The sequence below is a fragment of the Thioclava pacifica DSM 10166 genome (assembly GCF_000714535.1).
GTDB classification, from domain to species: domain Bacteria; phylum Pseudomonadota; class Alphaproteobacteria; order Rhodobacterales; family Rhodobacteraceae; genus Thioclava; species Thioclava pacifica.
Genome location: NZ_AUND01000034.1, coordinates 52,734 through 72,662 on the forward strand (window position 1 = coordinate 52,734; position 19,929 = coordinate 72,662).

The 19,929-nt window shown below is 62.6% G+C and carries 18 protein-coding genes and 1 other RNA gene; 6 read left to right on the top strand and 13 right to left on the bottom strand.

Features of this window, described 5'->3' with window-relative positions; genetic code table 11:
- Window positions 1-95 precede the first annotated feature (95 nt).
- Entirely contained in the window at window positions 96-218 is a 123-nt protein-coding gene (locus TP2_RS18995; RefSeq protein ID WP_276202131.1) for a hypothetical protein, read from the top strand.
- 162 nt (window positions 219-380) lie between these two features.
- On the opposite strand, the gene TP2_RS12355 is transcribed toward TP2_RS18995, so the two are convergent.
- A complete protein-coding gene (locus TP2_RS12355) occupies window positions 381-809 on the bottom strand; it encodes an iron-sulfur cluster assembly scaffold protein (protein ID WP_038077972.1) in 429 nt (142 codons plus the stop codon).
- Window positions 810-870: 61 nt separating this feature from the next.
- Here TP2_RS12355 and hisI point away from each other — a divergent pair, with 61 nt between their 5' ends.
- Window positions 871-1,233, top strand: a complete 363-nt coding sequence (gene hisI, locus TP2_RS12360) for a phosphoribosyl-AMP cyclohydrolase (protein ID WP_038077978.1) — start codon at window positions 871-873, stop codon at window positions 1,231-1,233.
- Window positions 1,234-1,247: 14 nt separating this feature from the next.
- Here hisI and gluQRS read toward each other — a convergent pair whose 3' ends face one another.
- The 9 genes from gluQRS to ssrA form a co-directional block, all read right to left on the bottom strand.
- Window positions 1,248-2,096, bottom strand: a complete 849-nt coding sequence (gluQRS, locus tag TP2_RS12365; protein WP_038078617.1) for a tRNA glutamyl-Q(34) synthetase GluQRS — start codon at window positions 2,094-2,096, stop codon at window positions 1,248-1,250.
- A 1-nt stretch (window position 2,097) separates the two neighbouring features.
- The gene (gene trmFO, locus TP2_RS12370; protein WP_038077979.1) at window positions 2,098-3,438 is read right to left on the bottom strand and encodes a methylenetetrahydrofolate--tRNA-(uracil(54)-C(5))-methyltransferase (FADH(2)-oxidizing) TrmFO; all 1,341 of its coding nucleotides are present in this window, start codon (window positions 3,436-3,438) and stop codon (window positions 2,098-2,100) included.
- 39 nt (window positions 3,439-3,477) lie between these two features.
- On the bottom strand, window positions 3,478-3,882 hold the full coding sequence (locus tag TP2_RS12375; protein ID WP_051692577.1) for a DoxX family protein: 405 nt from the start codon (window positions 3,880-3,882) through the stop codon (window positions 3,478-3,480).
- A 108-nt stretch (window positions 3,883-3,990) separates the two neighbouring features.
- Window positions 3,991-4,749, bottom strand: coding sequence for a hypothetical protein (locus TP2_RS12380; RefSeq protein ID WP_038077982.1), 759 nt, complete (start codon window positions 4,747-4,749; stop codon window positions 3,991-3,993).
- 572 nt (window positions 4,750-5,321) lie between these two features.
- On the bottom strand, window positions 5,322-8,117 hold the full coding sequence (gene gyrA, locus TP2_RS12385; RefSeq protein ID WP_038077983.1) for a DNA gyrase subunit A: 2,796 nt from the start codon (window positions 8,115-8,117) through the stop codon (window positions 5,322-5,324).
- Window positions 8,118-8,306: 189 nt separating this feature from the next.
- A complete protein-coding gene (gene fumC / locus TP2_RS12390) occupies window positions 8,307-9,701 on the bottom strand; it encodes a class II fumarate hydratase (protein WP_038077984.1) in 1,395 nt (464 codons plus the stop codon).
- Between the two features lie 217 nt (window positions 9,702-9,918).
- Window positions 9,919-10,380 (bottom strand): SspB family protein, encoded by a 462-nt coding sequence (locus tag TP2_RS12395; RefSeq protein WP_038077985.1) that lies wholly within the window; start codon window positions 10,378-10,380, stop codon window positions 9,919-9,921.
- A gap of 214 nt (window positions 10,381-10,594) precedes the next feature.
- The gene (locus TP2_RS12400) at window positions 10,595-11,020 is read right to left on the bottom strand and encodes an ester cyclase (RefSeq protein ID WP_038077986.1); all 426 of its coding nucleotides are present in this window, start codon (window positions 11,018-11,020) and stop codon (window positions 10,595-10,597) included.
- A gap of 93 nt (window positions 11,021-11,113) precedes the next feature.
- Window positions 11,114-11,468: a transfer-messenger RNA gene (gene ssrA, locus TP2_RS18335) on the bottom strand.
- Between the two features lie 80 nt (window positions 11,469-11,548).
- Between ssrA and TP2_RS18065 the strand changes: the two genes are divergently transcribed.
- The 3 genes from TP2_RS18065 to TP2_RS12415 are packed head-to-tail and all read left to right on the top strand — an operon-like array spanning window position 11,549 to window position 15,227.
- Window positions 11,549-13,069, top strand: coding sequence for a glycosyltransferase (locus tag TP2_RS18065; RefSeq protein ID WP_051692579.1), 1,521 nt, complete (start codon window positions 11,549-11,551; stop codon window positions 13,067-13,069).
- Window positions 13,066-14,214: a glycosyltransferase gene (locus TP2_RS18070; protein WP_051692580.1), complete on the top strand. Its 1,149-nt coding sequence runs from the start codon at window positions 13,066-13,068 to the stop codon at window positions 14,212-14,214. The genes TP2_RS18065 and TP2_RS18070 overlap by 4 nt, the downstream gene beginning before the upstream one ends.
- A complete protein-coding gene (locus tag TP2_RS12415; protein WP_038077987.1) occupies window positions 14,214-15,227 on the top strand; it encodes a sulfotransferase family 2 domain-containing protein in 1,014 nt (337 codons plus the stop codon). The genes TP2_RS18070 and TP2_RS12415 overlap by 1 nt, the downstream gene beginning before the upstream one ends.
- Here TP2_RS12415 and TP2_RS12420 read toward each other — a convergent pair.
- A complete protein-coding gene (locus tag TP2_RS12420) occupies window positions 15,224-16,405 on the bottom strand; it encodes an APC family permease (protein ID WP_038077988.1) in 1,182 nt (393 codons plus the stop codon). The two genes, TP2_RS12415 and TP2_RS12420, sit on opposite strands and share 4 nt — an antisense overlap.
- 107 nt (window positions 16,406-16,512) lie before the next feature.
- Complete coding sequence (locus TP2_RS12425; protein WP_157617123.1) at window positions 16,513-17,565, bottom strand: ABC transporter substrate-binding protein; 1,053 nt, start codon at window positions 17,563-17,565, stop codon at window positions 16,513-16,515.
- A 209-nt stretch (window positions 17,566-17,774) separates the two neighbouring features.
- Here TP2_RS12425 and TP2_RS12430 point away from each other — a divergent pair, with 209 nt between their 5' ends.
- The gene (locus TP2_RS12430) at window positions 17,775-19,187 is read left to right on the top strand and encodes a cryptochrome/photolyase family protein (RefSeq protein ID WP_038077989.1); all 1,413 of its coding nucleotides are present in this window, start codon (window positions 17,775-17,777) and stop codon (window positions 19,185-19,187) included.
- Between the two features lie 15 nt (window positions 19,188-19,202).
- Here TP2_RS12430 and nusG read toward each other — a convergent pair whose 3' ends face one another.
- Window positions 19,203-19,709, bottom strand: a complete 507-nt coding sequence (gene nusG / locus TP2_RS12435; protein WP_038077996.1) for a transcription termination/antitermination protein NusG — start codon at window positions 19,707-19,709, stop codon at window positions 19,203-19,205.
- Window positions 19,710-19,929: the final 220 nt, after the last annotated feature.

Sequence of the window (19,929 nt, forward strand, 5' to 3'; positions counted from 1 at the left end):
TTCCGCACAGATGTTCTCAAATGTTCTTAAAAAGTTCTTTACAGCGGGAACGAAACATGAGAACAAATAAGAAACAACGGTGAAGGAGGTGCCACATGGCCAAGGAAATCAAAGAGATTCTCGACCGCAATCACGGCACGCTTCTGGCCGATGCGATTGGTGGCATCACGCTCTGCGCGAGCTTCGTTATCGCGCTCTGGCTGCCGGGGATGTTCTGATCCCGACCTGATTTTTGCCTACTGCCTCGCGCTTTTTGGCTGCCGCCCTGTCCCAAACTTGCGGCACTGCCTGTCCCAAGGCCCGCCTGTCCGGAAGCGCTTCCTTAGCCGCCGCTCTTACGAGTGGCGGCTTTTTTTATCATGCGGGGGATTGCGAGCGGGTTAACAGCTCTCGAGCGCTTCGAGCGTCGCCTCGGGGGCAAGCAGGATCGAGCCGTGGCGGTTCGGATAATCTCGCGCGGCGGTCAGAACCTCATACTCACCGAAGGGCGCGTCGGGGACCGGTCCGCCCTTGAGCATCGCGGCCAGTTGATCGCGCAGCTCCCGAACCTCATCTTTCGTTCGGCCGATCACATTCGCCCCGAAGATCGAAGCTGAAGCCTGACCCAGTGCACAGGCGTGCACGTTCTGGCTATAGCCCGTCACGCGCCCGTCGGTGCACGTGATCGAGACCTCGACGGTCGAGCCGCAAAGCGGCGCGCGCTTGCGCACCGTGGCATCAGGGGCGGGTAGTGGATCGGTCGCGGGCATATCGGCCGCCAGCGCGAGAATGCGCTGCGAATAGAGCTTGATCAGATCGGCATCGCTCATGGCTTCCCCCTTCGGCCCGTCCGGCGTAGATAGGACTTGCGCCTAAGGAAGGAAAGAGCCGATGCCATTCGACCCCGCCAGCCTCACCTATGATGCCAATGGTCTGATCCCCGCGATCGCGCAGGATGCGCTCTCGGGAGATGTCCTGATGATGGCCTGGATGAATGCGGAAAGCGTAGCGCGTACACTGGAAACGGGCCGCGTAACCTATTGGTCGCGCTCGCGGAAATCGTTTTGGGTGAAGGGTGAAACGTCAGGCCATGTTCAGGTGCTGCGCGAGATGCGGGTCGATTGTGACCGCGATTGTCTGCTGGTGCTCGTCGAGCAGGAGGGCCCGGCTTGTCATACGAACCGACGCTCGTGCTTCTACACCGCGATCCGCGAGGGTGAGGAAGTCGAGATCCTCAAACCGATGGAAGGCTGACGAGACGGTCGACTTCAGGTAGCTGGTGGCAGCCCCACCATGCGCCGGATATCGGCCGGGCTCGCCCCGTCGGCGCGGTATGTCGCGATGGCGCGGGCGTCGTCGCGCTTGGCAAGCCTCTTGCCATTCTTATCTCGGATTAAGTCGTGATGGCAATAGGTTGGCGTCGGGAGTTCAAGTAGGTTCTGGAGCAAAACATGGATCTGTGTCGCGTCAAAGAGATCGGCGCCGCGCGTGACATGAGTGATCCGCTGGGCTGCGTCATCGAGCACCACGGCGAGGTGGTAGGATGTGCCCATATCGCGCCGAGCAAGCACGACGTCTCCGACCTTTTCGATCAATTCGGTGCGGCTGATGTGATGCGTTCCCCGATGAATTTCGCAGATTTCCTCGAATTGGATGTCTTGGGCCGCGCGGGCCATATTCAGTCGTAGGGCTGCGTCGGGGAGCGTCTGGCCAGGTTTGCGCGCGCCGCTCTCGCGGCAGGTGCCGGGATAGATCAGCCCGTCGGGGCCGTAGCTGACGCCTTCCTGGGGAGCGGATACGGCGGCCTCAATGTCGCGGCGGGTGCAATTGCAGGCGAAGAGGAAATCTCTTTGCCACAGATTATCAAGGGCTTCGCGATAGATGTTGAGTCGTTCGGACTGGCGCATGACCGGGCCATCCCAGCTGAGCCCGAGCCAGCGCAGGTCGTCAAAGATTTGCTCTTCCCAATGCGGCCGAGCGCGGCTCTGGTCAATATCCTCGATGCGCAGCAGGAATTTCCCACCTGTGTTGCGCGCCATGTCATGGGCGAGGATCGCGCTATAGGCGTGGCCGAGATGAAGGGGCCCGGTGGGCGATGGCGCGAACCGGGTGATCACCTCAGCTTTGCCCTTCAAGCCATTGGTTGAACGAGTCCTTCGCGCGATCAGTGTAAGCCTTGTAGCGATCCTTGCGGCCGCGACGGCCCCCTTTTGCGTCGATCGGCGGGAAGAGCCCGAAATTGACGTTCATCGGCTGGAACGTCTTCGCCTCGGCGCCGCCGGTGATGTGGGTCACGAGCGCTCCCATAGCGGTATCGGGACCGGGCGGCGGCAACTCGCGGCCTTGCAGCTCTGCGGCGGCCATACGGCCTGCCAGAAGCCCCATCGCGGCACTTTCGACATAGCCCTCGACCCCGGTGATCTGTCCCGCAAAGCGAAGGTTCGGATGTGATTTCAGGCGCATCTGCGCATCGAGCAGCGTCGGCGAGTTGATGAACGTGTTGCGATGGATGCCGCCGAGTCGCGCGAATTTTGCCTGTTTCAATCCTGGAATCATTCGGAAAACAGCGGCTTGCGCGCCATACCTCATCTTGGTCTGGAAGCCGACAATATTGTAGAGCGTGCCGAGTGCGTTGTCGCGGCGCAGCTGCACCACGGCATAGGCCTTTGTCTGCGGGTCATGTGCATTCGTCAGCCCGACCGGCTTCATCGGGCCGTGGCGCAGCGTCTCGCGCCCGCGTTCGGCCATAACCTCGATCGGAAGACAGCCGTCGAAATAGCCCGCGGTTTCGCCCTCGTGGAACTCGGTCTTGTCCGCGGCCAGCAGCGCGTCGATGAACGCCTCGTACTCGTCCTTCGTCATCGGGCAGTTGATATAGGCGGTGCGCTCTTCCTCGGTCTCGCCCTTGTCGTAGCGCGACTGACGCCAGGCAACAGACATGTCGATTGTCTCTGCGTAGACGATGGGAGCGATCGCGTCGAAGAAAGCGAGACGCTCTTCGCCGCTGGCTTCGCGGATCGCTTGGCCCAGCGTTTCCGAGGTCAGCGGGCCGGTCGCGAAGATCCAATGTCCAGATGAAGGAAGTTCCGTAACCTCCTCCTCAACAAAGGAAATGTTTTCATGACCGCGCAGCGCCTCGGTCACAGAGTGCGAAAACGCCTCGCGGTCCACGGCCAACGCGCCACCGGCCGGCAGGCGGTGTTTGCGGGCCATTTCCATGATCAGCCCGTTCGCGGCCCCCATCTCCCAATGGAGCTGACCGACCGCGTTGCGCTCGTCATCGTCGGAGCGGAACGAGTTCGAGCAGACCATCTCGGCGAAGTTGCCGGTCTGGTGGGCGAAGGTCTCGACCTTGGGCCGCATCTCATGCAGCACCACGCGGATGCCGGCATTGGCCGCTTGCCAGGCCGCTTCCGAGCCTGCCATGCCGCCGCCGACGATATGGAGTTCCTGTGTCATGGCCGCTCATTTAGTGGCCCGCGCGCGAAAAGGGAAGCGTCAGCCTGCACGCCCGAAAAGCGCATCCACCGACCAACGTCCGGGCCCGTGCAGCGCGACATAGAGATAGCCGCCCGTAAGCGCGATGTTCTTGAGCAGCATCACCATGTCTGTCGCGCGAGCGAACTCGCCATAGTCGATGATCCCGGAGGCGAGCGTGAAGGCGGCCATCGCGAGCGCCACGAGCCGAGTCCAGGCGCCGATGATCAGCAGGAGCCCCGTGCCAATCAGGAACCAGAACACCGGGCCGGTGAGATAGCCTGAAAGACCGTCGGCCTCGAGCCTTGCAGAGAATTTCGCGAAATCCATCGCCACATCCATCCCCGCCATCACGAAGAGCGTGGCCATGAGTGTGCGGGCGAGAAGGGACAGAAACGGGTCGAGACGCAGGAGAAAACGCTCCATCAGATCACCTTTTCAGTTGGTCCCGCCGAGGTTGCGTCCCGGTGGCGGTGCCGCCTGATAGCGCGGGGGAGCGCGCCCGGCCATGTGACGCAGGCGCGCAGCCGAGGATCAGTCCAGCGCGAACGTTCCGCGCGCGAAGAGGCCGTCAAGCGGGCGCACGGGCGCGAAGGGCTGGTTGCGCACGCCATGACCCGTTGCGCCGAAACGGGTCGTCAGCCCGATCACTACGCGGGTTTCGTCTTTCGAGGCGAAGCTGCCCGAAAAGGCGGAATGTTCTATCCGCGCCGAGAGGGTCACGGGGCCGTCACCGATGCGGTGGCGCAGGCCGAGGCTCGCGGTGGTTTCGCGGGCGGAATAGCTGAATTCGTCGATATCGGTGGCCGCGAGACTGGCGGTGAGTGCCGTGCGGCTGCTCAGCGCGTAGCGCGCGGAGAGGCGGGCGAAGACGAAATCATTGCTGCCCGGCTTTACGCTGCCAAGGCCGGCGCGCGCAGAGACGGAGCCGCGCGCGCCGACCGCCCAGATCCCCTCGGCGCCGATCGCCCAGGATGTCTGGCTTTCATGGCTGGTATCTCCGACCGCCGCGAAGAGCCCGTATTTGGCGCGTTCGGTTGGTGCCATGTAGAGATGCGCTGCGAGATCGCCCCGCCAGCGCGGCCCCGCATCCGAAGCGCCCAGATCGATTTGCAGCCCATGCACATCGGTGATGGCGAAATCGGCGTTCAGATCGGCACGCGTGACACCGAAATCGCCGCTGCCTTTCTCGAGCGAGAAGCTGACGGCAGTGAAGCCGAGCGAACTCTGCGCCGTGGCGTTCTGGGGCAGGGCCGTGAGCAGGAGGGCGGCGGGAAGGAGGGCTTTGAACATGTGTGCTACCTCGACATTTGCGGCAAGGCCGGTCTTCGCCGGCTGCGCGGCCACCTGCGAGGGAAGGTGCGCGACTATCTGCTCTCGTTGTGTCAGATCGGGAAGCGTTAAAGAAGGCTTAAACTTTACAAAGGGTTAATGTCCGGTGCGTCGGCCCGGTATAGAGAGGTCCGGCGCTGAGCCGGACCTTTTTCTGAATCCTGAAACCTCAGAAGGTCGGGCGGTAGTGGAAGAGTTCGCCTATTTCCCGCCATCTGGATAGAACCACCCATGGTGCATGGCGCTGAGCGTGATGCGGTCAGTCTCGCCGTAATGCAGATCGAGCGCCGCCATATCGAGCGGGACTTGCGAGCTGAAATCAGGCCCTGCACGCGCCTCAATCTTCCAGCGGCCCGGCGTATTGAGCGCTTCGAGCCCGCGTTGGTTGTAATGCCATCTATGAGTTATTTCGCGTTTCTTGAGGGGGTTAGATTACACGAAAAGCCCCCGTTCTCATGGAACGGGGGCTTTGAAATTTGCTTTGCACGGATGCGTCGCTGAATGGGAACAGGGATGACGCCCCGGCGCCGATATCAGCTATCGGCTTCGGGGGGCGTGTCCGGAGAGGTCTCGCCCGCCGCCGCGCTGCCATCCTCTTCGAGCAGGTCTTCCTCGTCACCCTGATCGGCGATCCGCGCGACCGAGACCACATGCTCGCCCTTTGCCGTGTTGAACACCCGCACGCCACCGGCCGAGCGTGAGCGGAAGGAGATATCCTCCACCGGGCAACGGATCGACTGGCCCGTTGAGGTGGCGAGCATGATCTGATCGCCCATTTCGACCGGGAAGGAGGCCACCAGCGCCCCGCCGCGCATCGCCTTGTCGATCGCGGTGACGCCTTGGCCGCCGCGGCCGCGGGTCGGGTAGTCGTGGCTTGAGCTGATCTTGCCCGAGCCGCCCGCCGTGATCGTGAGGATCAGATCCTCGGCCGCCGACATTTCGGCATAGCGCTCGGGGCTGAGCTGCCCCTCGGCCACGGGTTCTTCGTCCTCGTCCACCTCGTCCTCGGTCACGCCGGCCATCAGACGGCGCTGCTTGAGATAGGCGGCGCGCTCTTCCGAGGCGGCCTCGAAGTGCCGGATCACCGACATCGACACGACGATATCGTCATCGGCCAGACGGATGCCGCGCACGCCGGTCGAGTCGCGACCCTTGAAGATGCGGACCTCCGGCACCGGGAAGCGGATCGCACGACCCTTCGCGGTGACCAGCATCACGTCATCCTCTTCGGTGCACGGACGCACGTTCACGAGGCTCACGCCCTCGGGCAGCTTCATCGCGATCTTGCCGTTGCGCTTGATATTGGTGAAGTCCGAGAGCGCATTGCGGCGCACCGAGCCATCCGATGTCGCGAAGAAGACCTGGGTGTTTTCCCATTCCTCCTCGGGCGCATCGACCGGCATGATCGCGGCGATGGAGACCCCGGTCGGGATCGGCAGGATATTCACGATCGCCTTGCCCTTGGACTGGCGCGAGCCGAGCGGCAGGCGCCAGCACTTGAGCGAATAGACCATCCCGTCGGTGGTGAAGAACAGAAGCTGCGTGTGGGTGTTGGCGACGAACAGGGTGGTGACCGTGTCGTCATCCTTCAGCGCGCCACCCGAAAGCCCCTTGCCGCCACGCTTCTGGGCGCGGAAATCGGCCAGCGGCGTGCGCTTGATATAGCCGCCCTGGGTGATCGTCACGACCATGTCTTCGCGCTCGATCAGGTCTTCGTCGTCGAGATCGCCCGCCCAGTCGATGATCTCGGTGCGGCGCGGCACGGCGAAAAGCTCGCGCACCTCGCGCAGCTCGTCCGAGATGATCGCCATGATCCGCTCGCGCGAGGCGAGGATGGCGAGGTAGTCGCGGATCTTCTCGGCCAGTTCGGCCAGTTCGTCCGTGACTTCCTTCACGCCGATCTGGGTCAGGCGCTGCAGGCGTAGATCGAGGATCGCGCGGGCCTGGGTTTCCGACAGGTTATAGGTGCCATCGTCGTTGACCGGGTGCAGCGGATCGTCGATCAGCTTGAGATATTCGACGATCTCATGTGCGGGCCAGCGACGCTCCATCAGGCGGGTACGCGCCTCGGCCGCATCGGCCGAGCTGCGGATCGTCGCCACGACCTCGTCCACGTTCGAGACAGCCACGGCGAGACCGCAGAGAATGTGACTGCGTTCGCGCGCCTTGCGCAGCTCGAAGGCGGTGCGGCGTGCGACAACTTCCTCGCGGAAGGTGATGAAATAGCTCAGGAATTGGCGCAGCGTCAGCTGCTCGGGGCGACCGCCGTTCAGCGCCAGCATGTTGCAGCCGAAAGAAGTCTGCAGCTGCGTGAAACGGTAGAGCTGGTTGAGCACCACATCCGGCGTTGCGTCGCGCTTGAGCTCGATCACGACGCGCACGCCCACGCGATCGGATTCGTCAGCGATGTTCGAGATGCCCTCGAGCTTCTTCTCGCGCACGAGATCCGCGATCTTCTCGATCATTGCGGCCTTGTTCACCTGATAGGGGATCTCGTCGACGACGATCGCGTAGCGGTCCTTGCGGATCTCCTCGATCCGGGTCTTGGCGCGGATGATGACCGAGCCGCGGCCCTCGAGGTAAGCCTTGCGCGCGCCACCCCGTCCCATGATCTGACCGCCGGTCGGGAAGTCGGGGGCGGGCACGATCTCCATGATCGCCTCGTCCGACATGTCGGGGTTTTCGATCAGCGCGAGCGTGGCATCGACCACTTCGCCGAGGTTATGCGGCGGGATGTTCGTGGCCATGCCGACCGCGATCCCGCCCGCGCCATTGACCAGCATGTTCGGGAAGCGGGCGGGCAGAACCGTCGGTTCCTGTTGCTTGCCGTCATAGTTGTCCTGGAAATCGACCGTGTCTTTCTCGATATCGGCGAGAATGTAATTGGCCGGTTTCGCCATGCGCACTTCGGTGTAGCGCATCGCCGCCGCGTTATCGCCATCCATCGAGCCGAAGTTGCCCTGACCATCGAGCAGCGGCAGCGACATCGAGAAGGGCTGCGCCATGCGCACCAAAGCGTCATAGATCGCGGCATCCCCATGCGGGTGATACTGACCCATCACGTCGCCGACCGGGCGTGCCGATTTGCGGTAAGGCTTGTCGAAGGTGTTCCCGGTTTCGTGCATCGCGAAAAGGATGCGCCGGTGCACGGGTTTCAGACCGTCGCGCAGATCGGGAATCGCGCGGCTCACGATCACGCTCATCGCGTAATCGAGATAGGCGGTTTTCATCTCGTCGGCGATGGAAACGGTGGGGCCGAGATAGGTCGGACGCTGAGGCGTCTCGGGGCCGTTTTCTTCGGTTTCCGGCGTTTCAGGAGTGTCGGTCACGCGCGCCTCGAATTCTCTAGATATTGTTGTCGGACCTTATAAAGGCCGCAAGCGGCTGGCGCAATCGTCGATAGGGCGCAAGCGGGGCGCGCGTCGCGTCAGGAAGGTGCCACGCCATCCATTTTGTCGCGTTGAGAATGAAAAAAGGCGGCCCCGCAGGACCGCCCTTCCGATAGTTTCGGGAGAGGATCAGCCTTTCGGGCCGATCATCTGTTCCGGGCGCACGACGCGGTCGAAGGTTTCCTCGTCGACGAAGCCGAGCTTGATCGCTTCTTCCTTCAGCGTGGTCCCGTTCTTATGCGCGGTCTTGGCGACCTTGGTGGCGTTGTCGTAGCCGATCGTCGGCGCGAGCGCGGTGACCAGCATCAGCGACTCGTGCAGCAGCTTCTCGATACGCGGCTCGTTGGCCTCGATGCCCGCGACCATGTTGTCGGTGAAGGCCGAGGCGCTGTCGCCCAGAAGCTGCATGGATTGCAGCACGTTGTAGCTCATCATCGGGTTATAGACGTTGAGCTCGAAATGGCCCTGCGAGCCGGCGAAGCCCACCGCCGCGTCGTTGCCCATGACATGGGCGCAGACCATGGTCAGCGCCTCGGCCTGGGTCGGGTTCACCTTGCCCGGCATGATCGAGGAGCCCGGCTCGTTTTCCGGCAGGATCAGCTCGCCCAGACCGCAGCGCGGGCCCGAGCCCAGCAGGCGGATGTCGTTGGCGATCTTGAAGAGCGAGGCGGCCACGGTCTTCAGCGCGCCCGAGAACATCACCATCGCGTCATGTGCGGCGAGCGCTTCGAACTTGTTGGGCGCGGTGACGAAGGGCAGGCCCGTGATTTCGGCCATGTTGGCGGCGACCGTTTCCGCCCAGCCTTTTTGGGTGTTCAGGCCGGTGCCGACGGCGGTGCCGCCCTGGGCGAGTTCATAAATGTCGCCAAGGCAAGCCTCGACGCGCTCGATGCCCTTCTTGACCTGATGCGCATAGCCCGAGAATTCCTGGCCCAGCGTCAGGGGCGTCGCATCCTGGGTGTGGGTGCGGCCGATCTTGATGATGTCCCTGAAGGCCTCGGATTTGGCCTCGAGGGCCGCGTGCAGCTTGCGCAGACCCGGCAGAAGCACGTCGCGCGCCTGCATCGCGATGCCGACATGCATCGCGGTCGGGAAGGTGTCGTTGCTGGACTGGCCCATGTTGCAGTGATCGTTCGGGTGGACCGGGTCTTTCGTGCCCATCACGCCGCCGAGGATCTCGATCGCGCGGTTGCCGATCACTTCGTTGGCGTTCATGTTCGATTGCGTGCCCGAGCCCGTCTGCCAGACGACGAGCGGGAAGTTGTCGTCGAACTTGCCCTCGATCACCTCGCCGGCGGCCTCGATGATCGCATCGGCGATCTTCGCGTCCATCTTGCCCTGGGCCTTGTTGGCCATCGCACAGGCTTTCTTGATCACGCCGAGCGCGCGGATGATCGGGACGGGCTGGCGCTCCCAGCCGATCGGGAAGTTCAGGATCGAGCGCTGCGTCTGCGCGCCCCAATATTTGTCGGCGGGAACTTCAAGCGGGCCGAAGCTGTCGGTTTCGGTACGGGTCGCGGTCATCGGTGGGCCTCCAATAAGCAACTAGGTCGCGCAGGTCATAGGACGATGGCGAGGATTCTGCAATCGGTATGCGAAGGTATACGGTAAATCTGCGGGCCCGCATTCCGCTCTCGAAGATCCGCGTTGGTCAACTGGGAAAGACCCGAGGCGTCCGGATTTTCGCGGCGCATGCAAAGCGTGCGCCGCGAACCGGAATGAAGCCGATGCGGCCCCGCGCTTACTTGCGGAACTTGTCGAGGCTGACGACCTCGGCCTCGCCGCGGGGCGGAGTGTCCTCGGAAGCCTCATCTTCTTCGAGATCGTCTTCGTCTTCTTCGTCATCGTAATCCTGCGTCTCGAAACGCAGGCCGAATTCGACCGAAGGGTCGACGAAAGTGGTGATCGCATCGAAGGGCACGACCAGCGGTTCGGGCGAATTGCCGAAATTGAGCGTGATCGAGAAGTCGTCCTCCCGAACCTCGAGATTGTCATACCAGTGTTGGATCACGATGGTCATCTCTTCGGGGTAGCGCTCGCGCAGCCAGTCCGCCAGTTCGGCGTCAGGATGGCGGGTGTCGAAAGTGATGAAGAAGTGATGCTCGCCCGGCAAACCGTTATCCGCAATATCGCGCAGCACGGTCTGGATGAGCCCGCGCATCGCGTCGTGCATCAGGTTGCCGTATTCGATCGATCGCGTCATGGCCGGTCCCTCTCGTCTCGGGCTCAGCATAGGGGATTCGTTGGAAGAGGAAAGGGGGGTGAGCGGCGCCGCGAGGGCTCGTCTCGATGAGAGCGCTCGAGGGACGAGATCGAAGCCAAGTATGCCTGATATGCAAGCCGCCCCGCAGGTTCACAAAGGATCGTGGAGCGGGATTGGCAAGCAACGGCAAAGACGACGAGGTACGAGAGCGCCGTTATCTCAGGCTTTCTCCCGACAGGCACAGCGCCGCGGTGTCTTGTGGCATCAATTCCAGTGCCTCGAACAGGGCAATCACATCGTAATTGTTGTAAGCCTCGACGATCTTGTCGTTCGCGAAGCGCATCGCAACCTGCCCGGAAAAAACGACAGGCTGACCGGTCTGTGAGGAGCGCCCGTCAATCTGCAATAGCAACCAGAGCCAGTCCCCGGCTTCGAAATGGCGCAAGACGGTGATCTTGATATCGGTAAGATGAGCGCGCAGCGCGGGAACGAGTTCGTGAAATTCCTCGGGCCGCAATTCCAACCCCGGCATCAGCCCGTTGGCCTGCGCGGCCGTGTCGAAGAGCGTATCGATCCGGTCGAGCTCTCCTGCGCCCCAGACGGCGTTCAGCCAGGCTTCGATTTCATCGCTTCGGGCCATGTCGCACTCCTCTCATCTTCGGATTGGAGCAGCATCGCCGCGTAAGCTTGCGGTTCGGTTAACGCCGGTCGCATTTCGCAAAGAGAGGGGGAAAGTGCAGGATTCTGTTGCAAGGCTCCTGCGGGCCCCGCCTTACGCTGCTAAGCGCAAGGAGTTAGGTTTCGGTTACCCGAGCTGCTTACGCAGCCAGAGCGACCGGAGCACGGTTGTCGTTGGCAACTGTACGTTTTGCACCGATAACGGTGGTGGCTCACCGGGACAAAGCAAACCCCTTTAGACGTTCGTCGATCCTGTTTCGGCCCCATGTGCCCCCAACGAAGGAGTTTTGGTGGAGCCGCCGGGTACCGCCCCCGGGTCCGATCCGCTTATTACGAGCGCGTTTATGTCCATAGTCCCCGAGATCGGGAACAGTGCGAATATAGGCGGGCGCGAGGCGGGCTTCAAGGCGTGGATCGCGTTGAGCGGTTTGTTAACCAATGCAGGTCTATCACCGAGTCGAGGTCAAGAATTGGCTGGCGAGGACGGGTGATGACCGAAAAGACGATCCTGATCGACCTGACGACAAGCTATGCGTTCCGGCACTGGAAGCCGATGGGTATTCTGCGCGTCGAGCACGAAGTCTGGCGGGGTTTTCAAGCGCATTTCGGGGCGCGTGCCTGTGGCGTCATTTATGACGGCGCACGCGATGGGTTCTATCGCATTCCGCAAGAGATCTTTGACGAGTTGATCTTTCGCAATGGCTGTCACCCGGTCGCACCGGAGCGCGCGGTGAGTGCACGTAGCCGCTGGCGCAGCTGGATGCGGATCGGGCGGTTCCTTTGGCGCGCGCAGCGTAGCCGCAAGCGGTTTCGCGGCGCGCATGAGGCCGCGCGGTCCTCCCGTGAAGAGGCGATCGCAGGTGAGCTCTTGCACCTCAGCGTGCAGGAATACGGATTGATGCGCCGAGCCCTGGTTGCGCTTGAGCGTGTATTCCCGGCGCTTGCGGTGAGGATCCAACAGCTCGATGCGCTCCACCACCGGGCACATTATGGCCTGTTGCGCACGGTGCACGAGGATATCTGCACCCCCGCGAACCGGATCGACCCTCGAGAGGTGGGAGATTACGTCTCGGCGGGCGGGTTCTGGTCGGATGATCGTTATCGCTGCGCCTACCGGATGCGGACCGAGCATGGCTGGCGCGTGCGCTATTACATCCACGACCTGATCCCGGTGCTCTGGGGCCATCTGGCCGAACCGACGACGCGCAAGACCTATCCCCCGGCGCTGCACTGGATGCTCTGGGGTGTCGACCAGGTCTGGACCAACTCCGAGACGACCCGGTGCGATCTTCTGGCTCATGCTCAGGCCCACGGCTACCCCGCGCTTGATCCCGAGAAGGTCGAGCCGATCCTTCTCGGGGCCGATGCCGCGCTCGGGGCAAGCGAGGCGGCGATACGAGCCGGGATCTTCGTGCATCGTCAGCTGGAGCCGGGACGGTTCGTTCTGATGGTTGGCACGCAGGAGCCGCGCAAGAATTACGATTTTGTCTACAGGCTCTGGCGGGCGCTGAATGAGCGTCATCCGGGCGAGGTAATGCCGCTGGTCTGGGTCGGGCAGCCGGGCTGGTTGATCGGGCCGCTGCTGGAGATGGTGCGCAACGATACCGGGCTGCCCCATGGTGCGATCCGGATTTTCGCCGATGTCGAGGATGCTGAACTGGCCGAGCTTTACCGCGCGTGCCGCTTCACGATCTACGCCTCTCATTACGAGGGTTGGGGCTTGCCGGTGGTCGAGGCGCTCTCGCATGGCAAGCCGTGCCTGACATCTGATGCACCTGCGCTGATTGAAGCGGGCGGCGGGGCATCAGAGCCGATCGGGCTTTTCGAGGGCGAGCGCTGGCTTGCTCGCTGTCACGGCCTGATGACGGATGAGGCCGCCTATGCGGGCGCGCTCGCTCGCGCGGCACGGTTTCGGGCGCGCGGCTGGGGGGCATTTCGCGAAGATCTCACCTCCAGTTTCGAGGCTTTGGACAGCGCAACCAAGTTTCAGGTTAGGGAGGATGCCGCATGAAGATCGCAGCCTTCGGTCATTACCCGATCCACCGCCCGCTCCATGGCGGCCAGCGCAGAGTTGCGGCGATTGCAAGCGAGGCGCGCGCGGCGGGCCATGTCTTTCGCTATGTGCCGGTCTATTCCACCCGCGGCTATCCCGACGGCTCGCCTGATGAGCGCAAGACCGCCGTGCCAGAGGCGCGGTTGGACCAGCTGCATGATCCGCAACGGCGCGAGGATCTTCATTTGGCGCAAATGCTCTCGGATGACCCGCTGGTCGAGCGGCTGCTTGACGATCTGCGCCGCTTTGCGCCCGACGCGGTCCAATTCGAACATCCCTGGCTGTACCCGCTTTTCGCGGAGGCGCTGGAGCATGATCCCGCGTTGCGTCAAGCGAAGCTGATCTATTCGGCCCATAACGTCGAGGCCAAGCTGATCGACCCGCGCTGGCGCGCAGAGGCTCTGAGGCTCGAACGTGACCTCGTTGCCCGCGCCGACCTCGTGATCGCGGTCAGCGCCGCGGATGCGCAGGTCTTTGACGGTTGGCGTGCGCCAAAGCAGCGTCCCTGCATAATCGCCTCGAATGGCTGCTGGCCACCCGATCTTGCCGCTGTGCCACCGGCACCTCTTGACGGTCCCTTCGCGCTTGTTGCGGGCTCGGCCCATCCGCCCAATGCGACAGGCTATTGGGAAAGCTTCGGTGAGATCGCCGGGTTCCTGCCGCCCGGTTCGCGCCTGGCAATCGCGGGGGGCATGAGCCATCTGATCACCGCCGATGACCGGTTTCAACGCTACCAGCGGATGAACGCGGAGTTCATCGCCATGCTCGGCACCGTCGAGGAGGATGTGCTGAGCGCTCTTCTCCATCATGCGCGGGTCATCTGCCTTCCGATCACTGAAGGGGGCGGCACCAATCTCAAGACCGCCGAAGCGCTGATGTGGGGCAAGCCGATTGTCGCGATGCGCCCGGCGCTGCGTGGCTTCGAGGAAGCCGAAGCGATGAGCGGTGTCTATGTCGCCGATGATCCGGTGCAGTTCCGAACCCTGCTGCGCGAGGCAATGACCGGGGCGCTCGGCTCGCTGCGCAGCGTGGCCGAGACCGCGCGCTACGGCTGGTCCGCGCAGCTCGCCCCCCTGATCACCCGTTACGAGAGTGTGCTGTGATGAAAGACTTTCCCCTGATACCGAGCGTCGATTTTTCAGATCCCGGTTTCGAGACGCGCGCGGCTGCAAGCCCCGAAGTGATCGACGCGCTGTTTCGTGCCTGGCTCGGACGGCCAGCGAAAGAGGGGGCGCAGGCAGCGCTCAAAGACCGCCAGGCCAACGTCGCGCAGGTCGAGCGCGAGCTGCGCGGATCGCAGGAATATCAACGCACGGCACGGCTCCTGCGGGATCAGGATCGCACACAATACGATGGTGCGATGCTTTATATTGCGCCAGCGCGGGTGATGTTCTGTCCGATCGCGAAAGTGGCGAATACCTCGGTGAAGGACTGGGCGCTCAGGCTTTCGGGCGATGGGCGGCCCAATCCGGGCTCGTCGCACTACTGGCTCGACTCCGGACAGAACAAGATGCAGGCGCGCCACTGGGCGTTCGCCTTGCGGGACCGGGTGGCGCGCGATCCAGACTGGGCCTCGGTGGCGCTGCTGCGCAATCCGGTGGATCGTCTGGTGAGCTGTTATTGCGACAAGTTCGGGCGCAATCGCGCGCAGGAGTCGGTGCTTCATCACACCCGCGCGGTCTATGCTTTCTTCAACGGAGGCATGGAGCCCGATACCGATATGGTCCAACGCGGGCTGAGTTTTCGGCAGTTCTGTTTCTACATCAACGCCACCGCGCGCGAGGTACAGGATTCGCATTGGGCCGCGCAGTGGAGCTATTTGCAGAACCGCCGCTGGGACCGGCTCTTTGCGCTCGAGAAGATCGAGAGTTTCGAGGCCTTCCTGCGTGATCGTCTGCCGCCCGCGTTGCGCGAGATTGGCTTGGGAATGACAAACGCCGTCGAAAAGGCGGCGAAGTCTCACGTGGCAGATCTCTCCGATGCGCTGCCGGGTGAGTGGCTTGCAGATCGCAACCCGCCCTATGCGGCCTTTCTGACAGAGGATATCCACGGCTTCATCGGCGACTATTACGCGCTCGATTTCCAGCTTCACGAGAAGGCGCGCGCCGAGAGCTAGCCGCTTTCGGCCGGGGTGCCGAGGAGTGTCATCGCGACCCCGAGCCCCGTGAGTGCCACGAAAGCGTAGCGTTTCGGTCCGGTGCTTCGGATCGCCGCGAGCGCCGCCTGCAGCGCGTAATAGCCCGCGAAAGCCCGCGACGCGTAGGAGATGATCGCAAAGAGATCAGTGGTCCAAGTCAGCGTGATGCCTGCGGCGATCAAGACGGGATAGGCAAGTTTCGGTGCGATCCGCCCGCGCGAGAACTCCGAAACCAGCCCGCCCGCGCCCTCGGTGTCGGCGACGGCTGCGGAGAATTGTGCCGCCAGTGCGGTGGCGACCAGCATTGCGGGCAAGATCGGGGAGACGACCCGCATCATGTCGATGATCGCCGTTTCGGTCAGGTCATGGGCATTGGGCGCGAAGATATAGGCAAGCAGCAGGATATAGACCATGTAGATCGCGCTCGACATGAGTTGGGCCCATTTCATCGCGGCGATCCGGCTGGGCGGGTCGTAACTCGCTCCGAGATAGCGTGCGGTTTCGAACCCCTGAACGATCACGATCAGTCCGAAGAGGAGCCGCACCGCGTCCCATGTACCCAAGGTCGGCGCGTCGATGACAAGCGCCCCGGCGACGGCGGTCTTGCCGAAATAGACGGCGAGGCCAAGAAGGAGCCCCGCGATGATCGCGAGATTGAGCGAGAGCGACGCATATTCCATCCGTTCGAGCGCCCGGAACCCTCCGGTGAACCCGGTGATGGCGACGAGCGCGAGCATGGAGGTCGTGACGATCCGCGCCGTGACATGGCTGTTCCACGGCGTGAGCGAAACCGCGAAGGCCCCAAAGAGATTGAGGTAATAGGTGACGGAGATCACATAAGCGAAAGCCAGCGCGATCTGGGACAGAGCCTCGATCCGGGCGGTCAGTGGTGTGCCGGTCTGCGTCTCAGAGGCGATGTTGCGCCGAACAGCGGCGCCGAAGAGCCAGGCCGCGATGCATAACGACGCCATCGCCAGCGGGGCGAAGGCTCCGAAACGAACCTCGAGAATGGGGCCGAGAACGAGAAAGCCTGATCCGATGATCGATGCGAGCGGGGTAACCATCGCGCGCCATCTGGGAAGCTTGCGCAGCTTCGGCAGATACATGCTCCCGAGAACGATCAGGGCGAGCAGGAAGATGGCGGTGTCGAGGAGCATCAGGTCGGGCTTTGATGAGAGTGGTTTGCGATACTTAGCATGGCTGAGGCAATGAAAAAGGGCCGCGGTCTCCCGCGGCCCTTCGCAATGTCGGCATCATGGCTTGATCAGAAGCCGGCCTTGATTTTCTCGAACTCGGCCAGTTGCTTCTCGCGCAGTTCGGGCGAGTTCGGCGTCTGGGCGAGGATCGGCGCTTTGATCGGGGTCAGACCCGCGGTCACGAGCTCTTCTTCCGGCACGAGCTTCATCGCTTCGGTATTGGTGTGACCATAGCCGATTTCGTCGACCAGTACCGGGCCCGCTTCGGGGCGCGTCCAGGCATTGATGAAATCATAGAGCTTGTCTTCCGAGCCGGGGCCGTCCTTGAGGTTCACGAAGCCGCAGAACCAGGTCGAGGAGCCCTCTTTCGCTTCGCGCTGGAAGGCGACAGGGTAGTTGTCATCCTGAAGGTAAGCCACGCCGTCATTCCACGACCAGGCGACCAGAACCTCGCCCGAGGCCATCAACTGAGCCTGCTGCGATGGGTCGGTCCAGTAGCTCTGCACGTTCTTGTTGGCCTCGCGCAGCCAGGCGGCAGCGGCCTGGAACTGCTCGTCGGTAACGTCGGTCCAGTCGGTCACGCCGGTGGCGAGATAGGCCAGCGCCCAGACATCGTCCGAGCTGTCAGGCAGCGAGGTGCGGCCGGCATATTTCGGGTTCACGAACACGTCGAGGCTGGCCACGTCTTCAGCCGGAACCTTCTCGGGGTTGTAGGCGATCGCGGTCGCACCCCAATCCGTCGGGATGTACCAGACGTTCTTGTCGTCATCGACGAAGATCTTCGAGTTCAGGTACTTGGGGTCGATATTCTTGAATTGCGGGATCTTCGAGACATCCCAGGGCTCGATCAGCCCGGCATCCTTGTATTTCGAGATCATCTGCGAGCAGGGATGCGCGGTGTCGGCTTTGAAGCCCGAGGCGAGCTTCTGATAGGCCTCGTCATCGTCGCCGAAGAAAGCATAGGTCGGGCTGTCGCCGTATTTGTCGATATAGGGCTGGAACAGGCCCGGAATTTCAAAGCCGGCCCAGTCGAACACGGTCAGCTCGGGGTCGGCAGCGCGTGCCGGCGTGCTCAGCGCGGCAACGGCGATGCCAGCCAGAAGGAGTGCAGTTTTTTTCATCACGTTTTCCCTGTTGGTCGTCATGGTTTTGTGAGAACGCTAGAGCGGCTCTTTCGCCCTCGCAAGAGGCATTTGCGTGATCGCTAGGCAGAATTGGTTTCGGGGCGCTCACGCGAGATGCCGCTCCGGTATGCATTGGTGAAATTTTGGGCGCGAATGAACCGGAACACATGCCGAGCGTAAGGGTTGGAAAGGCAATGGAGACAAGAATGAGCGAAACACCCGTCCTGTTGTGGCTGCGCCGCGATTTCCGGTTTCACGATCACGCGGCGATGGCGGCAGCGGTCAAGGCGGGCGGTCCGGTAATCCCGGTCTTCATTCATGATGCACAGGTTGAGGCGCTGGGGGCGGCTGCGAAATGGCGGCTCGGGCTCGCGATCGAAGCCTTTGCAAAGGCGCTCGAGGAGAAGGGGTCACGACTGATCCTGCGCCGGGGCGAGCCGCTTGCGGTGCTGCGCGCGCTGATCGAGGAGACCGGGGCCGGTGCGGTGCATTGGTCGCGCCTTTACGACAAGCCCAGCCGCGATCGGGACACGGAGGTCAAATCAGCACTCAAGGAAGATGGGATCACCGCTGAGAGCCATGCGGGACATTTGCTTTTTGAGCCCTGGACGGTCGAGACCGGCCAGGGGGAGCCTTACAAGGTCTATTCCCCCTATTGGCGCGCGGTGAAGGGACGTGAGATTTCCCCGGAGATCGATACGGTATCTGAGCTTCGTGCTCCAATGCATTGGCCTGAAAGTGAAAAACTGGAAGATTGGAGGATGGGCGCCGCCATGCGCCGGGGCGCGGCAGTGGTGGGTGAGCATGTCCATGTCGGCGAAAAATCGGCCCAGTCACGGCTTGCGGTGTTCCTGCGCGATCATATCGGGCATTATAGATCCGAACGCGATTTTCCGTCCTCGGGCGCGACCTCGGGCCTGTCGGAAAACCTCACCTATGGCGAGATTTCCCCGCGCACGATCTGGCATGCGGGATATCGGCATATGGAGGAGGGCGCGCAAGGCGCCGAGCATTTCCTCAAGGAGTTAGTCTGGCGCGAATTCGCCTGGCACCTGTTCTATCACTGGCCCGACATGGCCTCGAGAAACTGGCGAGAAGAATGGAACGGGTTCGAGTGGCGCCCCGACAACAATGATGCCGAGGCGTGGCGGCGCGGTATGACGGGAGAGCCCTTCGTGGATGCCGCGATGCGCGAGATGTATGTGACCGGCACGATGCACAACCGCGCGCGTATGATCGTGGCCTCTTACCTCACCAAGCACCTGATGACGGACTGGCGGGTGGGTCTGCGCTGGTTCGAGGATTGCCTGATCGATTGGGATCCGGCCTCGAATGCGATGGGCTGGCAATGGGTGGCCGGGCCCGGACCCGATGCCGCGCCCTATTTCCGGGTGTTCAACCCCGCGACACAGGCCGAGAAATTCGACCCCGACCAGCGCTATCGCCGTGATTTCATCGCCGAGGGGCGCGCGCATCCGACGAAAACCGCGTTGTCCTATTTCGATGCGGTGCCAGAAAGCTGGGATCTGTCGCCCAAAGCAGGCTATCCCGAGCCGATCGTGGATTTGAAGGAGGGCCGCGAACGCGCCCTCGCGGCCTATCAGCGCCACAAGGGGTAATGCGGCTTCAAAGCGTCAGCCCAGCATTTCCGGCGTCGCGCTGATCCGCGTCTTTCGCCCCATCAGGTCGAGCAACAGCCAGATCCTCTGTTCGGAGTCGATCGTCTCGATCTGCGCGACGAAATCGGAGAAGGGGCCCGAGCGGATCGTGACCTCGTCGCCGGGCGCGAAGTCTCGCTGCGGCATCAACAGCCCGTCGGCGTCGCACCGTGCAATCAGGCCGTGGATCATCTCGAAGGGCAGGGGTGTCGGCTCCGATCCGAGCGTGACGAGACGTGTGATCCCGTAGGTCGAATTGGCTGCGGCGAGGCGGATCTTTCGGCTCGTGGGGCGCAAGAAGAGATAGCCGGGAAAGAGCGGCACCTTGCGCGTCTCGAACCGCTCCGCGCGGCGACGCGTTACTTCATGCATCGGAAGAAAGCTTTGGAACCCTTGCCGCGTCAGGTTGCGCCGGGCGATCTCGGCGCAATTGGGTTTGAACTGCGCGGCAAACCACGGTGTTTCGGTACTCAGGAAACTCATTGGCTCTGCTTTTGAGGCAAGACGGAGTTGGTTCAATACCGTCATGGGTGAGCGATCCGACGGCACATGTCAATTAACGGTTTCGCAACGTTATCGCCGCAGGAGGATCTGCTGAGCAAAGCTGCGCGCATTTCGCGGCGCTTTGCTCGGAACTTTAGCGGACCATGCGTGTGTTAACGTTGCGTTAGGGATGCGTGTGCCAGTCTCCCCTTAGGGCGCA